The following is a 17,189-nucleotide window of genomic DNA, read 5'->3' as shown; positions in this document are numbered from 1 at the left end:
ATATATTGACATGAAAAACATTTTGCATGGAAATGGCAGTCGGAAAAGAAGATTCCAATATCTCTTTTTAATGACTCTGTTCGTATTACAATCTACTCTGTCGTTCGCACAAAACCGGACGGTGACAGGTGTAGTGGTAGATGAAAAAGATGAACCGATTATCGGTGCAAACGTCACTGTAAAAGGAACCGCTAAGGGGACTATCACCAACCTGGACGGAAAGTTCGTACTCTCCGCCCCCAAAAGTGCCAAACTGCTGGAAGTATCTTTCATCGGATATACCACCCAGACAGTAACCATCTCTGATAAGACACTTCACATCAAACTGGAAGAATCTGCCGTTGCGCTGGACGAAGTGGTGGCTATCGGTTACGGTAGCGCCAAGAAAGGAAACGTGACGGGAGCCATCGCTAAAGTAAGTGCGGAGAAACTGGAAGACCGGGCAAGTACCAATATCGCTGCTTCCCTGCAAGGGCAACTGGCAGGTGTGGAAGTACGCAGTACTACCGGTGAACCCGGTTCGGAACTTCAAATCCGTGTGCGCGGAGCGGCTTCCATCAATGCGGACGCTACTCCGCTCTATGTGGTAGACGGTATCCCGGCGGATGACCTCGGCAGCCTAAACCCGGGAGATATACAATCTATCGAGGTATTGAAAGATGCCTCTTCTTCCGCTATCTACGGTTCGCGGGGTGCGAACGGCGTTGTCTTGATTACAACCAAGCAAGCCGGAACAGATGAAAAGGTAAGAGTGCAATTCCAGGCTTCTTTCGGCATCCAGTCTTTGGAAAGAAAAGTCGATATTCTGTCACCGGAAGAGTGGATTGAGTTCCGCACCGCTTACAATAACAACCGGTATATTTCCCAATACGGAAGCAAAGGGGCAACCATCGAGGATGATTACGCTACCCGTCTCGCCATGATTGGCGGAAAAGAGAGTTATTACTTTCTGAATGACCCTCGATGGACAGAGCCGGGATATGGCAATCTGAAACTAATCGACTGGCAGGATGAGTTCTTCCGGCTGGCTCCGATACAGAATTACCAGTTGTCTTTATCCAGCGGACGTGGAAATACGAAATATCGTGTATCATTAGGATATACAGACCAGGAAGGTATCGCTATCGAAAGTAACTATAAACGACTGAACTTGCGTGCGAATGTGGAATCGAAGATTCTCAACCGTATCACCGTGGGAGTCAATCTTGCTCCGTCCGCCAGTTGGAACGAAGGGGGACGTGTAGACGGCAAAGACCGCCAGGCGACCAACGTGCTCACAATGGCTCCGCTGGCTGAACCGGAAGACGGAATCTATACAGGTGCGGGGGCTTATGGTTACTATCGTTGGACCAGTTCCAGCAAAATCAGTCCGGTTGCCTACATGGAACATGTAAAGAACCGTGGTGAAAGCGTTCGTCTGAGTTCTTCCGCATATATCAAAGCGGATATATGGGACGGACTGAAAGCGGAAGTGACAGGCTCTTATAATTTCGGCAGTTCACAAAGCCGTTCGTTTGTTCCGAGTACGATTACCAAGTACCGTACTGACGTTGAAGGTTACAGAACCACAGCCAGCCGTTCGGAAACACGCAGCAACAAATTCCTGCTGCAAGGAGTCTTGAATTATAACAAGACATTCGGAAGACACACCGTCGGAGCGATGGCCGGTTATTCTATGGAAAGCTCGGGTGGTTCATCCATGAAATTGTCCGCTACGCAGTTCCCGGACAATTCACTGGAAGTGATTGATATGTCGGATGTCGTATTGACAGCGGCTACCGCTTCACTCTCCACTCCTTCCCGTCTTATGTCTTACTTCGGACGTATGCAGTATGAGTATGACGACCGTTATCTGCTGACTGCAAGTATCCGCCGGGATGGTTCATCCCGCTTTGGAAAGGATAACCGTTGGGGTATATTCCCGGCTGTATCCGCTGCCTATCGTATCTCTAACGAGAAGTTCTGGCCGAAAGATTTCTTTCTGAGTTCTTTGAAACTGCGTGGTAGCTGGGGAGCTAACGGTAACAACTCCATCCCTACAAACACGGCTCTTGCCCGCCTGAGTAGTGCCAACTATTCATCGGGAAGCATCATCAACGGATTCGCACCCACCTCACTGGCTAATCCCGACCTCGGCTGGGAAAAGACGGAAAGTTGGAATATTGCGTTCGACATGGGATTGTTCAACAACCGCATCTTTGTTTCTGCGGACTATTATGTAAAGACAACCAAAGATTTATTGTATCAGGTTACTGTTCCTGCCCTGCTAGGTTTTACAAAAGCATGGGGGAATATCGGTTCTATCCGCAACAAAGGATTTGAGCTGGAAGTTACCACCCAAAACCTGACCGGAAGACTCAAATGGACAACTTCGCTGAATGTCTCTTACAATAAGAACAAAGTATTGAGCCTGGGAGATGACAACAGCACTGTATTTACCGGATATGACGGCACTACACAGGTATTCATGGTAGGCCAACCGTTGAGGTCTTTCTATATGTACGACGCAGTCGGCGTTTATCAGACACAAGCTGACCTGAAGAAGTATCCTGTCATGCAGAACACGAAAGTGGGCGATGTACGTTACCGGGATTCAAACGGAGACGGATATATCAGCGACAGTGACCGTACACTGATGGGCAAACCTGACCCGGACTATACGTTCGGTATGACTAATACCTTCAAATACAAGAACTTCGATTTGTCTGTCCTGATTACAGCACAAACCGGCGGACACATCTACAGTGTATTAGGACGTGCCATGGACCGTCCGGGTATGGGAGCGAACGGCAATGTGCTTTCGCACTGGAAAAATATGTGGAAATCGGAAGCCGAACCGGGTGACGGAAAGACTCCGGGTATCGATAACGCAAATACCGGACAATTCTACGACAGCCGTTGGCTGTACAGCACCGACTTTATCAAGCTGAAAAGCGTGACGCTGGGTTATCGCATCCCGTTCAAGAAAAAGTTTATCCAAAACGCCCGTGTTTATATATCCGGCGAAAATCTCCTGATGTGGGATAAGTACGAAGGCGGATTCTCACCTGAAGCCAACAATGGCGGCTCGACCGGAGATTATGACTACGGTTCGTATCCGCAAGCGAGAGTGGTTACTTTGGGAGTTAATGTTACATTCTAATTGAAAGGAACTAAAATTATGAAACTATACAATTATCTTATATGTGGGGGATTAGCCCTGACATTGGCATTATCTTCTTGCGAAAGTTGGCTGGAAGTGGAGCCGAACGATACGCGAACTACGGATTATTTCTATTCATCTCCCAGCGAAATGGAACAGGCATTGATAGGTATCTATAACGGATTGCTCCCCATCTCGGATTATTCCTGGTTATTGTCTGAAGTGCGTTCGGACAATGCATGGGTAGACAAGACTACCGACAAACAACGTGACTACATTGATATAGGAACGTTCAACCCGAATATTTCGACTATCAGCACCCTTTCGGGAGCATGGAACGATTTGTATGAAATCGTAGCCCGTGCGAATATGTTCCTTAGCAAAACGGACGGGGTTACTTTCTCTTCGGATGCCATCAAGAACCAGTTTATCGGTGAAGCCAAATTCTTGCGGGCATTAGCCTACTTCGACCTGGTTCGTTATTTCGGGCGTATCCCTATCGTACTCGAACCGGTATCTGTCAACGAAGCAATGGCTATCAAGCAATCTGAAGAAGCGGATGTATATCAGACAGTTATCGTACCGGATTTGGAAGATGCCGTAAAGAAACTGGTGGATACTCCACTGAACTATCTGGGAAACAGCGCTTCCGCCGGACGGGCTACCCTCATTGCGGCAAAATCTTTATTAGGCCGCGTATATCTGACAATGGCGGGCTATCCCGTACAGGACGAATCCAAAAAGGCATTAGCCGAAGGATTGTTCAACGAGGTTATCGACTATGCTTTCGGTAACAACAAATATTGGGCAAGCACCGCCGACGAATGGATAAAAGTATGGATTAGCGACAATGACAATAAGTATCACATATTCGAGATTCAGTATATTGCAGCCAAGAACTATGGCAATCCGATGGTATTCAACTCCGTTCCGGCTGTCAATACTTCTTATACCGCCATCCAAATGTCCGGTAACAGAATATGGTGTGAAGACCAACTGGATGCCATCTTCAAACAGACGGATGAAAACGGAGCCTATATAGACAAACGTTGTGTGGGTACTATCAATACCTCTGAATTTGTAGACGAAGATGGTACTCCTTATACCGGTGGCGACTTCTTCCTGAAGTTCTTCGAACATAAGATGAAGCGTAAACTGCTGGGATTCGAGGATATCGACGGACAAATAGCCGACCGCACGTATTTCCCTATCAACTATCCGTTAATCCGCCTGGAAGACGTGATGCTGATGTATGCTGAAATAACCGGCCCTACTTCCAAGGGCAAAGAGATGGTGAACAAAATCCGTACACGCGCCGGACTGGATGCGTTGGATGATGATATTACGCCTGAGAACTTCGCTGATTCGGTAGACATCGAACGTCGCCGCGAACTGGCATCCGAAGGTATCCGCTGGCACGACCTGGTACGCCAAAACAGATACGTAGAGGTATTACAGAATGTATTCAAGCGAAACGGCTCCGATGCCAATGGAAACATCACGAAACCGGAGACATACGATTTAGCCAAACTTGTGACCAAATACAGCTATATTTATCCGATACCGGATTCACAGATGAAGGTCAAAGAAGGCTTGTATGAACAGAATAAAGGTTATAACTAAAATTTTATATCATTCAGAATCAAATTATGAATCACAAACTATTCTTTTTTGTATTCCTGTTTGCGGCACTGTCCGTAATGGACGGACAGGCTTTCGAACGTAAGAAATACAATTTCAACAGTGAGTGGCGTCTGCAAATAGGAGACTTCCCCGAAGCAAAGAAAGCCAAGTATGACGACAGCCGGTGGAAAGCGGTCACCCTACCCCATGCTTTCAATGAAGATGAAGCTTTCAAACTATCCATTGAGCAACTGACAGATACTATTGTATGGTATCGTAAGCATTTTCAAATCCCGGCTGCTTCGGGCAAGAAGAAAGTGTTTGTCGAATTCGAAGGGGTACGCCAACGGGGTGATTTCTACCTGAACGGACATTATCTGGGAAGACACGAAAACGGTGTAATGGCAGTCGGTTTTGATTTGACTCCTTATATGAAGGAAGGAGACAATGTAATCGCTGTGCGCACGGATAATAACTGGATGTATCGGGAAGAAGGCACTAACTCCAAGTTTCAATGGAACGACCGTAATTTTAATGCCAATTACGGTGGTATCCCCAAGAATGTCTTTTTATATGTCATGGATGAGGTTTATCAGACACTCCCTTTATATAGTAATCTGAAAACGACGGGGGTATATGTCTATGCCCAAGACATAGATGTGAAAGGACGTACGGCAACGATTCATGCCGAATCAGAAGTAAGAAACGACAGCCGCGAACCGCGCCAGTTCAGTTATCAGGTCATCGTATCGGATGCGGACGGCAAGCAAGTGAAAAGCTTTGAAGGAGAAAAAGTGACGTTGAAAGCCGGAGAGACTAAGACTGTCAAAGCGGCTTCGAAAGTCGGTAATCTTCATTTTTGGAGTTGGGGATACGGTTATCTTTATACAGTAAAGACTATTCTGAAAGATAGTCAGAATCAAGTATTTGATGAAGTGGATACCCGCACCGGATTCCGTAAAACACGTTTTGCGGAAGGTAAGGTATGGCTGAACGACCGTGTTATCCAAATGAAAGGATATGCGCAACGCACCAGCAACGAATGGCCGGCAGTCGGTCTTTCTGTTCCTGCCTGGCTGAGCGATTATTCGAATGACTTAATGGTGAAAAGTAACGGCAATCTGGTTCGCTGGATGCACGTTGCCCCCTGGAAACAGGATGTGGAATCCTGCGACCGTGTCGGCTTGATTCAGGCTATGCCTGCCGGAGATGCGGAAAAAGACCGCGAAGGCCGTCAATGGGAACATCGTGTCGAGTTGATGCGGGACGCTATTATATACAACCGGAATAATCCGAGTATTTTGTTTTATGAATGTGGCAATAAGGCTATTAGCCGTGCGCATATGATTGAAATGAAGGCTGTACGTGACAAATACGATCCTTTCGGCGGACGTGCTATCGGCTCACGCGAAATGCTGGATATACGTGAAGCTGAATATGGGGGCGAAATGCTGTATATTAATAAGAGTATGCATCATCCGATGTGGGCTACGGAATATTGTCGAGACGAGGGATTACGCAAATATTGGGATGAATACAGCTTTCCTTTCCATAAGGAAGGTGCCGGCCCGCTTTATCGGGGGAAACCTGCTACTGATTACAACCATAATCAGGATATGCTCGCCATAGAAATGATACGTCGTTGGTATGACTATTGGCGTGAACGTCCGGGAACAGGCCGCCGTGTCAGTTCGGGTGGTACGAAAATCATCTTCTCGGATACCAATACTCATTATCGCGGAGAGGAGAATTATCGTCGCAGTGGTGTGACAGACCCGATGCGTATTGAGAAGGATGCTTTCTTTGCCCATCAGGTGATGTGGAACGGTTGGGTAGATACTGAAGCCGACCAAACTTATATTATCGGTCACTGGAACTATCCTGAAAAGACTGTAAAACCTATCCATGTCGTTTCTACCGGTGAAACCGTGGAACTTCTTCTGAACGGTGAGTCTTTGGGTAAAGGTAAGCGTGAATCCAATTTCCTGTTCACATTCGATAATGTGGCTTTCAAGCCCGGAAAACTGGAAGCTGTCAGCTACAATAAAGCAGGAAAAGAAATCAGTCGTTATGCAGTGACTACTGTTGGTGAGCCTGTCAAACTGAAACTTTCGGTGATGCAAAGTCCGGAAGGTTTCCATGCCGACGGGGCAGATATGGCATTGATACAGGTAGAAGTAGTGGATAAGGACGGTAAACGTTGTCCGTTGGATAATCGTACTATCCGGTTTGATTTAAAAGGCAATGCCGAATGGCGTGGTGGTATCGCACAGGGAAAGGATAATCATATCCTTGATACGAATCTTCCGGTAGAATGTGGCGTAAACCGTGCGCTTATCCGTAGCACCACACAAGCCGGGAAAATAACACTAACCGCTAAAGCGGAAGAACTTCCCGCCGCCACCGTTACAATGGAAACTATTCCGGTGAAGGTATCCAATGGATTGAGTAATTACTTGCCGCAATTCACTTTGAAAGGAAGACTGGACAGAGGTGAAACACCGCTGACACCTTCTTATAAAGATACGAAGCGAGATGTAAGAATCATATCTGCCAAAGCGGGTGCCAACAACCCAAGCGTAGAAAAGAGCTTTGATGACAACGAATTGAGCGAATGGCAAAATGACGGGAAACTTAGTACAGCCTGGATTACCTATACACTTGAAAGAGAAGCCAAGATTGATGATATTTGTCTGAAATTGAATGGATGGCGTTCACGCAGTTACCCGTTAGAGGTGTTTGCCGGAAAGACTCTGATATGGAGTGGTAATACGGACAAAAGCTTGGGATATATTCATTTGAATGTAGAAAAGCCTGTGCTATCCAACCAAATTACTATCCGCCTGAAAGGTAATACCAGCGACCAGGATGCTTTCGGGCAAATCGTTGAGGTGGAAGCAAAGGCAGCCAATGAAATGGAACTGCAAACGAAGAAAAGCAAGAGTAAGAGTGATTTAAGAATTATCGAAGCGGAGTTTTTGGAAACTCTTACTGAATAAGCCGGATAAAGTTTAAGAACAATTTTACCCTCAATAAATAGTTTTCAATAGGTTTGACGGATAGACTTGATTATTAGTTAGAACTATCACTAGAAATCCCCCTGGGCAGTATTGCCACAGGGGGATTTTCATATCTGTACGGAAAGGAAGTAATTGTTAACTTGTCAGCAGTTTATAGTTGTCTTGTTGTTCATTAAGGGATACCGTGTGCTTCATTAAGGGATAGCATGCGTTTCATTAAGAGACGGCGTGTAAATCTCAGTTAGATTGCATGCACGAGATGAGCATCTCATACACTACCAGATGAGCATCTCGTACATCACCAGATGAGCATGTGGGACATGACGAGATGAGCATCTCGTACATGCAATCTTATAATCATTGCCGTGTCATATCTATATGTTCCGGGTGTTATATCTTAATAATCTGCATATTGCATCTTAATATCCGGGTACTAATATAAATACACGTGAGCTCAAGTCTATTCAAAACCGTACCGGAAAGAAATAACCCAAAAGCGCCCGATTGATTCTTTTTAGGAACCAATCGGGCGCATCCTTTAAACAAACAACAATTTTATTTCTTCGTCAGTTTCTTTATCTGTTCATACACCTGCTTGCCCATGTATTCAGCGGAGACTTGGTTAAAATGAAGTTTGTCTCCCAGCAGTTCCGCATCGGACATATCTATCAAATAAGCATTCTTATCTTCCTTTGCCAAGCGTTTCATCCCTTCTTCCACATCAGAGCTGTAACTTTTGTTTCGCCTGGATACTGTCCCAAAAATAAACGGAAGGTTCGAGTAATCCTTACCTGTTTTTTCTGTCAGATGGTGTCGTACATAAGCTACTACCGCTTTCAGGTTCTTATAATATTCTTTACCGTGTGCCTGGTCGCTCTCTCCCTGATGCCAGACGAAAGCGTCAATCTGATACCCATTCTCCAATTTAGAAAGCGTCTGGTCAATGCAGGCATCTATATTGGCTATAAAAGAGAGTAACAGGGATTTCCCCTTTTCACTGGTAGCCACATTATCTGACAGCCATTTCGGTTCAGCAGACCAGTACGTTCCCCGGGGGGTATCTGAAGGGGCAATGGCTGTGCCGCCGATAGCCCATTTAATCACATAAAACTTTTCCTGATACAACTGTTCCAGCCAATAATAGGCAATAGCATCGTAGCCCCATGTATTAGGTTTCGCTCTCCGGCGGCTTTTAGGCCAAAAGGGACGGAATTTTCCATCTGTACGGTTTTGTGCTATTTTACAGTATTTATAAGCTCCCTGCGTGAAAGCCGTATCCGTAGCCATCGCCTTGATATAGTCCGGCAAACGGTCGTTCGGGACACGCCCGTCCGTATTGGACTGACCGGCTGTGATGATGACATGAGCAGGTTCGCCTGCCTGAATGTAACCACAGCCCAGCACGAAGAGCAGCAATAAAAGTAGTTTTTTCATGAATTGTTCTTTTTAGCTTCTTGTTATTTACCAATAGCTCCCGCCCAACTTTTTGCAAAGCGGAAGTTGCCGATATTTCCTTTATATCCGCTACGGTTTCTGAATGAGATAGCTTTCAGTCCGGCTTTCAAGGCACCTTCTTCACCAACTGCCACCGCATCCGCTTTAGGTTCTTCTCCGCTCAATGCAGGGTCTACAAACAAAGACACCTCGTTCTTGGCATAATCCACTTTCAGTACCAACAGATGAGTGGTATTATAATCGTATGCCATCGGAGCTTCGGCACGTTCTTTCAGCAATCCGACCGCAAACTTGATTTTATCATTTCCTTCGCGTCTTACGTATACCTGTCCCCGATTTCCACCGCCTACATAACTGGCACTGGCAGCCAGGAAATCTGCTAAATTAGCAGAACCCAGTTTTGAGAAGTTTACCAAGCAAGCTATATAGTAAGTGCCCTTGGAGTATGCTTTTCCCGATTCAACCAATGAATAAACGCTAACGCGAGAACCTTTCACTCCTTGCGGAAAACCAAAGTTGATAGAAGGTCCTGCTTCACTATATCCTTCATAAGTCAGTCCTTTGCCAATCACGGGACTTTCTGCTCCTTCTGCCGGTTTGGTCGCAAAGCCGCCACACCATGTATTTTCTTTTATCGGAGAGCGCTTATCATCATATACGGCCTTTTCCAAGACATCCCCCGCTTTGTAGTCTTTTAATAAATCGCTCTTCAATACTTGTGCCTGGCTTCCTAAAGCAATTATTGCCAAAGCCATTGATGCCATAATCTTTTTCATACTATTCTTTTTTTATTGGTTATCTATATTCCTTAGTTGCCATCCGGCTTCTCAATCTCCGTAAACGGGCATAAGTTCCATTTAAAAGACTTGAAGCTGTCCGGATGAGCCGGGTCGAAACCTTTATAATCTGCTCTTAGATATTTAACAATATCAAGGTCGGCCTTTTTCATTCCTTCCACCACACATTTCGCTACTTCGTATGCGCCATAGGTGCTAAAATGAGTGTTATCTTTAAAATCCTTCGTCTGCCCGGGGAAAGTTCCTGCCGGATAATGGACGAATAGTTTCATGGAGCCATCCACTCCCAAAGCATCACAAAGGGTAGCTGTCATACCGTTGAGTTCTATCAAAGGTACATTTTCTTTTTCAGCAACCCAGCGTACCGCATCCGGATATTCGCCGTGCGTATTGGTTGACTTTCCATTGCTGTCAAAGCGGCGACGGCTTGTCGGGGTCACCAATACCGGATAAGCACCTTTTGCCCGTGCTTCGTCTATAAAGATTTTCAGATTATAGGCAAATGAATAATAAGCGCCTTTTCCGGCTCCTTTCTGCTTTTGGTCATTATGACCGAACTCGACTACTAAATAATCGCCTTTCTTTATTTGGGATAAAATCTTCTTAAGACGTCCCCCGCCTATGAATGTATTGGCGGACAAACCGGATTCGGCATGATTGGCGATGCATACCTTATCGGTGAAGAAACGTGGAATCATCTGTCCCCAACTTGCCCAAGGCTCATTGTCATTATCTACTACGGTAGAGTTTCCACAAAGATAAATAGTAGGAACATTGTCCGCTTTTTCTATGACCACGGAACTCACACGGGGAGCGTCACCATTAAATTCAAGTGTCAGCTTATCGTCCCAGTTCAGTTTCTTTATTTCACGTGACTTCAGTTTCACTTTTTCCTTCTCATTAATCTTCGGGTTACGCTTGTTGACAACAAAAGATTCTGTAATCAATTCCCCTTTCTTAGTCGGAAGATTTTCTATGAACAGACGGCGGGATTCGGCACGTACGGTCGTATTCCCTGCCGTATCTTTACTGCCGAGAGTGACAGTCACTTTATAATTTCCATCAGGAACATTGACGGAAAAGAAAAAAGGCTGATTGCTTTTTCCATCCCATGCCGGTTGTAAATCGTATCCGTAGCCCTGCTCATTATTGAACAGGGTTTCAGATGTTATTTTAGTATATCCGTCTTTTACTTTCTTATCGGGAGTGAAGTCGAATTTGTAGACTTGCGCATAGTTTACTAATGAAACCACGACCAACAATATCACTAAAGCTACTCTTTTCATTTTATCTATAGCATCTTATGTTTTAAAAAGCCAGAACAAATCTATGAAACATTTTGCTAGAGTTCTTCTTCGAATTACTACTAGCTGAGTTTATAGTCACTTTACTTGCTGTGAATTGCGCATAATACAGCAAATCCTTATTACGTTCATTGGTAGTCCAGTACAAATCATTCAACTCCAATTTATTATTTTCACCGACCTTATTCAAATTAGCATTCAACTTATTAAGATTATCCCACATAACAGTCATATCATATGCCGAAGGCAAATACCAGTTACTTGTAATCGCCGGAGCCTGGTAGTTAGCTTGACAGTCGGACAGTTTATCCAATGCCTTACATGAAAAACCGGAGGTTTGTTTCGCAAATTCTTCAATCACTCTTGTATTATTATAGCCTAATAATCTTTCCAAATTTACTCTTTTACCACCTTCAAGATAATAATATCCATCCAAAGTTACATAGTCCGTATTACCGCTCCAGGAATTATACCATTCTGTGATATATTTGCCAGTACCACCATCTCCCCATATATCACTGTCATTAGGACTAATACTCAATACTAATCCATGTACGCAATTCGGGCACTCACGCTTCAACACATCCTGCTTACTTGAAATGACTTCAGGATAAAGGTATGAAGGTTGCGGATTTCCAACATAATAAACCACCCCTATACAATTATCTGCAGAAGGCTCTTCATTAGCCCCAATGATACTGCCATCTGCATAAAAAAAGTCACCGACCTGCAAATTATGTGTCACTTCTTTATATCCACCATCCACAACAAAACGTTTGTACTTGCCCTGAACCATTTTATCTGCTGTTTCAAATGTACATTGTTTGCCATTGTAGTGACCGATTATCATATTTCCCGAAGCCGGTTTTCTCAATAAGCGATATTCATCCTTTTTCTTGTCGTAATAAGGAGAAATCTTATTGCCATCTTCTGCCTGGTCCATATAGAATGTCACACCGACCGGCATGGCAACATAGGGAGTTTCTTCCGGCATAATCACCCCTTCGGCATCAGTGAAAATATATCGCGTAGAAGGTAATTTCACTACAACCAGGCTCATACGGTGTGCTAGCTGGAAACTTAATGTATAGTTACCATTCTCACCTATCAGAGCAGTTGCACCTGAAGTCATCAGGTCTTGCTTTGCATATTCTTTCTGATTACTTTGTTCGGTGGTCAGTTCCCATCCTGCAACCAAAGGAGCAAAAAAATCTTCTCCGGCAATGTCTATTTTATCACTCATGTCCGGTTGATAAGGATAGTAAGTATAAAATGTCACGCCTTCCAGTCTATCATCATATAATATAGGTTTGCCCGACCAGCTAGAACCGTTATAGGTAAACGGTATATTATTGATTTCATCCAATACTGCACCTTCTTTTACTGCAAACAGTCCTATTTGGTCTCCTTGTGTAAAGGTGGTAACAAATCCTTCATCTTCAGTACGGGTTGTTGCTCCGCTATTATTCAGCCCGGTATCGGTCACGTTCAGCACAACTTGATTCGGTGCATTTTCCGGGACTTCCGTTTCATTTAAAGAACAGCCGGACCAACCCAGCAACAATGTTGCCAGCAAAGCTACCTGTATCAATTTATATTGTCTCATATTCGATTCTGTTTTTGAATATTATTCTATATATCAGTTCCTTCCACTTCCTCGTCATCACCTTCCCAGGAAACTGAATCTTTCTCTATCTCCACTTTCAAGCCCGGCTTTCCGACTCCCACATTATAGGTGTATTGGTGTCCGCTCTCCAGAATGCCTTCTCCATTACCCGGGGTATGACTGAATTTTCTGCCATCTTTCAACACAAGTTTGAAAAACTGTTTGCCGGACATATCCTGCGGAATCAGAAGCAGTTGGAAAGATGCCACATATCCTTCTTTGGTCGTTTCTAATTGGTAAGGTTTCATGCTGGTTGCCACAACTCCTTCTTTTGGTTGCAATTTACCTTCAGATATTGAACCTTGTATCGCAGTGCTCTCTATGGTAAACACTGCACCCTCCAGGTCTTCTTCCTTCACAGTATCTCCGTCACCTTTCACATTAATAATCAACTTCACCACCCCGTGGCGGAATTGTAGTCTCCGTTCGCTACGGAACTTCATCTTTTCATATGCATAAAGGAAATCAGAATTCTTATAGGCTTCCTCTGACGTTTGGTCGGCAGCTACGCTCCATTCGGTCAATAGAGTTCCCGTAGCCGGATACCATGCAAATAATGTTTCCTCTTCGGTTGTTGTGTACCAATAAAGAGGGTCATTGTCCTTGGCTGTCATTCCGCCGTCCGCAGAAATCTGATAGACTTTTTGCGAGAAACCGTCGTAAAGGGATACTTCTTCCCCACCGTTCCATTCTGTCTTTTCCGTGACAGTGCGGGTGAAAGACATAGTTGCCTTTTCCGCAGTCAGTTCCATCGGATATTTATTGTTTTGAGACTCGTATTCCATTTCATTCGTACATGAGCCGAATACTCCTGCCAATGTAAACAGACCACCGAGCCATAATTCTTTTTTTCTCATAATTTTCCTTGTTAGTCTTCTATACAACTCATTTATTCAGTCACGGAAGCTGTGACATCTTTGTCGTCTTCCACTTCCCAAGGTTCGATTTCCGCTTTCTTGATTGTCATGGCAGGATTTTCGAATGTCACATTATGAGGGTGAGCCCATCCCGCTTTCAGTTCTTGCGCAGGCAATGTAGCCGTGTAAGTTTCGTTATTCATTTTCACTTCCAGCAATACGTCATCGGCAATAGTCTGGGGAAGCAGAATGATAGACGCAATCATCTGTCCGTCACCGGCGGGTTTCTCAACTTGCAGTTTCAGTTCTTGTTTAGGGTCTACGGGGTCGGAAGATGCTGCGGCAACTCCGGTCGTTACGTCGAACGTTCCGTTCAGTTGTAAGTTAGTCAGGTAACAAGTCATATCGTTCAATGTAGCTCCATTGATGGCTTTGAACTTGAATATAACTTTCGTCATCTTATGAGCGAACGTGAATTCTACCGGGTCACCTTTGTGTACATCATCAGCCTGCGCAAACAAAAAGTCTATTTGAGGCTGTTTAGCGGTAGTCTGATATTCATCTTTGGTATTCACTGTCAATACACCATCCGTTCCGGGCAATGTTTTATTCTCTCCCGTATAAGGGTAATAAGCGCTCAATGAATATCCGGCGTCACCTTTCAAATAGATATTATTATCCGTAGAGCCTTCGTTTACAGCTCTGAATGAGTTGCCGTTTTCACTGCGATATTGGATATTGATGTAAGCATCCACATCATTGCCACTAAGATTCTCGGCTACCGTTACACCGATACGGTCGTCCGTACCCCAGGTAGTATCTATGGCACGTGTACTGTTCTGCTCGTTCATTCCGCTTATGTTTCCAAGAATTTGGATAGGGGAACTCGACTTGTCCGGTTGCCCTGTAACCTCATCATTGCTGCATGCAGCAACTACCATTGCTATCAAAACAGCCATTACATACATGTTTTTCATTGATGTCTTCATTTTAAGTTATTGTTAATTCGTTGATTGATTCTATTTCAATTTATAAATCTCCGTTCCGGCAAGCAGGAAACAACCCACTCCGTAATCTTCGAAATCGGGAATACTTTTAGATGTTACCGGCTGGCCGTCTTTGGGTTCTTTGCCTGTGCCCTGCACATATCCTAAGAAGCCATTCGGGTGAACAGCCTCTTTCACCATAGCATTCCATGCTTTCAAAGCAACCGGGAGATATTCTTTCCGGTCGAGCAATCCATTGCGGACTCCCCATACCATGCCATATACAAACAATGCCGTACCTGAAGTTTCTTTCCCGCCGAAGTTGGTAGGGTCGTGAAGGCTGACATTCCAAAAGCCATCTTCACGCTGACATTTCTTGAGGGCTTTACTCATAGCGAGGAAGTCATTGATATAGTCCTGACGATGCTTTTCGTCAAATGGAATTTCGTTCATGACACGTACAAGGGCTGCATATACCCAACCGTTTCCACGGCTCCAGTAGCAGTCTTCTCCATTCGGTTCTTTATAAGGCGGATCAAAATCCTGGTCGCGCCACCACAAACCATCTTTAGGATTGTACATACCGGCTTCCCCATGTGTGTTGCGGGTATAGGAGTACATATCCCACATTTTATCATAATACTTCTGTTCGCCGGTCATCTTTCCGAACTTCGCAAAAATAGGCATTGCCATCTGAATGGCATCAATCCACCACCAGTCGTTCACCTGCGGGGTGTTGACTACCATGTCGATACTTGCTTTGATATTCCGAATCATGTTCGGGTCGGACGGACAGAGATTATACAAGTCAATATAAGTTTGTCCACAACAATGGTCATCGGCATTGCGGGTAGTATTGCCATTGCGCATTCCCCATTTATGAAAAGTAGCCCAATCATGCGCATATTTATAATATTCTTCCTTCGGATAAATAGAATAAAGATCCATTAGCCCTTCATAATACACACCCCGCGTCCATATATTACTGGGGCGGACACGTCCGTAGAAACTAGGAGTCGTATAATCAGCATACTTCTTCATAAAGTAGCCGTTCACCTTCGTCAATACCTGTAGTGTTTCTTTTTGTTCAGGCAACGGTTGCGCACTGGCAGAACCTGCCAATATGAAAAAGAGCAATAGCACTAAATTATTTTTCATGTGTATTCGTGAATGATTCATATCTTAATGTTACTTTAATGTCATTTTAATCTTGCCGCCATAGGGATTGAAATCAAAAATCACTTTATCCCCATGAATGCGTGCTTCCAGTTTCTTTCTACCTTGTTTTACGGAAACCGCTTCAATTGCTTCACCTTCAACTATCATCGTCAATGGTTCTGTAAATAGTTTCTTGTTTAAGGTCATTTGAGGTACAATCGTTAACCCATCCTTATGATTGGATATTTTCAGCTGAATATTTTCTCTCTCTTTGGTATAGGCAGCTACTTCACGGAATGTGCCTACCCATATTTTATCTTCCAAACTCTTCACTTTATCCAAATGCTCCCAAAACAAAGAAGAATCCTTAAACGCATCATATCCATAATTGATTCCATGAGTCATGCCTACTCCCCACTCTCCTTTCGCCATTAAATCATTCAACCATTTGGCAAAACGCTGGGGAGTCGATTTTCCACCTATTGAAATCTGTTTGGTACGTGTGCCTACTCTATTTTTAGAAGCCAGCTCCACTATTTCATCCGTTTTATAATTGTATGGATAGCAATAAGTAACGGGCATTATACCTATATAGGCAAATATCGCACTGTCATTTCTTTCAATCTCTGTTTTAACCTGTTCCAAAGTGAGGCGCTTCGCATTCTTATGTGACCAACTGTGATTGGAAATCTCATGCCCTTTCTTTGCCATTTCTTTCAATTCCTTCCAAGTCATACGGGGAAGTTTGGAAGATGCTCCCTGTTCTGTGTAATAGCCACAAACCCAAAAGGTTCCTTTGAAGCCACGCTTTTCCAGTTCAGGTGCGGCCACTGTGGAATGTTCGGCCAGACCATCATCAAAAGTATAGGAGATGGCACAAACTTTATCCTGTTTATATTTGGCAATGCAGACCTTCCAATCTGCTGCCGACACGGAACAAATGCAGAAGGCATAAAAGAAGGAACTAAGGACAAATACAAAAAGTGTTTTCATAATTCTACTTGATATTTGAATTCATAGATATGTGATTCATTGCTACATTCTATTTACCTTGCAAAAATAGGCGTACTTTTCCAACTGTACAATGGACGATTGTACGCAAATACAAGGATAATTATCCATTCTGAAGAGTGTGAGAGGCAGATGGATAAAATTCCATCCGATATGAAGTATATTCGAGG

General features: G+C 44.2%; 11 protein-coding genes. 3 read left to right on the top strand and 8 right to left on the bottom strand.

The window, feature by feature from the left end:
• Positions 1-10 precede the first annotated feature (10 nt).
• The 3 genes from HC965_RS18395 to HC965_RS18385 are packed head-to-tail and all read left to right on the top strand — an operon-like array spanning position 11 to position 7,764.
• Positions 11-3,142, top strand: coding sequence for a TonB-dependent receptor (locus tag HC965_RS18395; RefSeq protein ID WP_191032818.1), 3,132 nt, complete (start codon positions 11-13; stop codon positions 3,140-3,142).
• 18 nt (positions 3,143-3,160) lie between these two features.
• Positions 3,161-4,765 carry a RagB/SusD family nutrient uptake outer membrane protein gene (locus HC965_RS18390; RefSeq protein WP_191032817.1) on the top strand — a complete coding sequence of 535 codons (1,605 nt, stop codon included), beginning with the start codon at positions 3,161-3,163 and terminating at the stop codon, positions 4,763-4,765.
• Between the two features lie 26 nt (positions 4,766-4,791).
• The gene (locus HC965_RS18385) at positions 4,792-7,764 is read left to right on the top strand and encodes a sugar-binding domain-containing protein (RefSeq protein WP_191032816.1); all 2,973 of its coding nucleotides are present in this window, start codon (positions 4,792-4,794) and stop codon (positions 7,762-7,764) included.
• Positions 7,765-8,340: 576 nt separating this feature from the next.
• Here the strand turns inward: HC965_RS18385 and HC965_RS18380 are convergent.
• From HC965_RS18380 to HC965_RS18345, 8 genes are read right to left on the bottom strand one after another with little or no spacing between them, the layout of a single operon-like run.
• Positions 8,341-9,219: a sialate O-acetylesterase gene (locus HC965_RS18380; RefSeq protein ID WP_191032815.1), complete on the bottom strand. Its 879-nt coding sequence runs from the start codon at positions 9,217-9,219 to the stop codon at positions 8,341-8,343.
• A gap of 23 nt (positions 9,220-9,242) precedes the next feature.
• A complete protein-coding gene (locus HC965_RS18375) occupies positions 9,243-10,016 on the bottom strand; it encodes a hypothetical protein (RefSeq protein ID WP_191032814.1) in 774 nt (257 codons plus the stop codon).
• Between the two features lie 32 nt (positions 10,017-10,048).
• Complete coding sequence (locus HC965_RS18370) at positions 10,049-11,323, bottom strand: rhamnogalacturonan acetylesterase (RefSeq protein WP_191032813.1); 1,275 nt, start codon at positions 11,321-11,323, stop codon at positions 10,049-10,051.
• Between the two features lie 22 nt (positions 11,324-11,345).
• A complete protein-coding gene (locus HC965_RS18365) occupies positions 11,346-12,947 on the bottom strand; it encodes a fimbrillin family protein (RefSeq protein ID WP_191032812.1) in 1,602 nt (533 codons plus the stop codon).
• A 26-nt stretch (positions 12,948-12,973) separates the two neighbouring features.
• A complete protein-coding gene (locus tag HC965_RS18360) occupies positions 12,974-13,864 on the bottom strand; it encodes a fimbrillin family protein (protein WP_191032811.1) in 891 nt (296 codons plus the stop codon).
• 32 nt (positions 13,865-13,896) lie between these two features.
• Complete coding sequence (locus tag HC965_RS18355) at positions 13,897-14,841, bottom strand: fimbrillin family protein (protein WP_191032810.1); 945 nt, start codon at positions 14,839-14,841, stop codon at positions 13,897-13,899.
• A 42-nt stretch (positions 14,842-14,883) separates the two neighbouring features.
• Positions 14,884-16,008 (bottom strand): glycoside hydrolase family 88 protein, encoded by a 1,125-nt coding sequence (locus HC965_RS18350; protein ID WP_191032809.1) that lies wholly within the window; start codon positions 16,006-16,008, stop codon positions 14,884-14,886.
• 30 nt (positions 16,009-16,038) lie between these two features.
• Positions 16,039-17,001, bottom strand: coding sequence for a polysaccharide deacetylase family protein (locus HC965_RS18345; protein WP_191032808.1), 963 nt, complete (start codon positions 16,999-17,001; stop codon positions 16,039-16,041).
• Positions 17,002-17,189 lie beyond the last annotated feature (188 nt).

This window comes from Bacteroides sp. GM023, from assembly GCF_014750685.1.
Taxonomy (GTDB): domain Bacteria; phylum Bacteroidota; class Bacteroidia; order Bacteroidales; family Bacteroidaceae; genus Bacteroides.
This window is presented reverse-complemented; position numbering and strand designations above follow the sequence as displayed.

Excerpts from the sequence above, each read along its gene's own strand:
- HC965_RS18395 (WP_191032818.1), top strand. The coding sequence starts at position 11 with ATGAAAAACATTTTGCATGGAAATGGCAGTCGGAAAAGAAGATTCCAA.
- HC965_RS18345 (WP_191032808.1), bottom strand. The coding sequence starts at position 17,001 with ATGAAAACACTTTTTGTATTTGTCCTTAGTTCCTTCTTTTATGCCTTC.
- HC965_RS18370 (WP_191032813.1), bottom strand. The coding sequence starts at position 11,323 with ATGAAAAGAGTAGCTTTAGTGATATTGTTGGTCGTGGTTTCATTAGTA.
- HC965_RS18365 (WP_191032812.1), bottom strand. The coding sequence starts at position 12,947 with ATGAGACAATATAAATTGATACAGGTAGCTTTGCTGGCAACATTGTTG.
- HC965_RS18385 (WP_191032816.1), top strand. The coding sequence starts at position 4,792 with ATGAATCACAAACTATTCTTTTTTGTATTCCTGTTTGCGGCACTGTCC.
- HC965_RS18360 (WP_191032811.1), bottom strand. The coding sequence starts at position 13,864 with ATGAGAAAAAAAGAATTATGGCTCGGTGGTCTGTTTACATTGGCAGGA.
- HC965_RS18350 (WP_191032809.1), bottom strand. The coding sequence starts at position 16,008 with ATGAAAAATAATTTAGTGCTATTGCTCTTTTTCATATTGGCAGGTTCT.
- HC965_RS18380 (WP_191032815.1), bottom strand. The coding sequence starts at position 9,219 with ATGAAAAAACTACTTTTATTGCTGCTCTTCGTGCTGGGCTGTGGTTAC.
- HC965_RS18375 (WP_191032814.1), bottom strand. The coding sequence starts at position 10,016 with ATGAAAAAGATTATGGCATCAATGGCTTTGGCAATAATTGCTTTAGGA.
- HC965_RS18390 (WP_191032817.1), top strand. The coding sequence starts at position 3,161 with ATGAAACTATACAATTATCTTATATGTGGGGGATTAGCCCTGACATTG.
- HC965_RS18355 (WP_191032810.1), bottom strand. The coding sequence starts at position 14,841 with ATGAAAAACATGTATGTAATGGCTGTTTTGATAGCAATGGTAGTTGCT.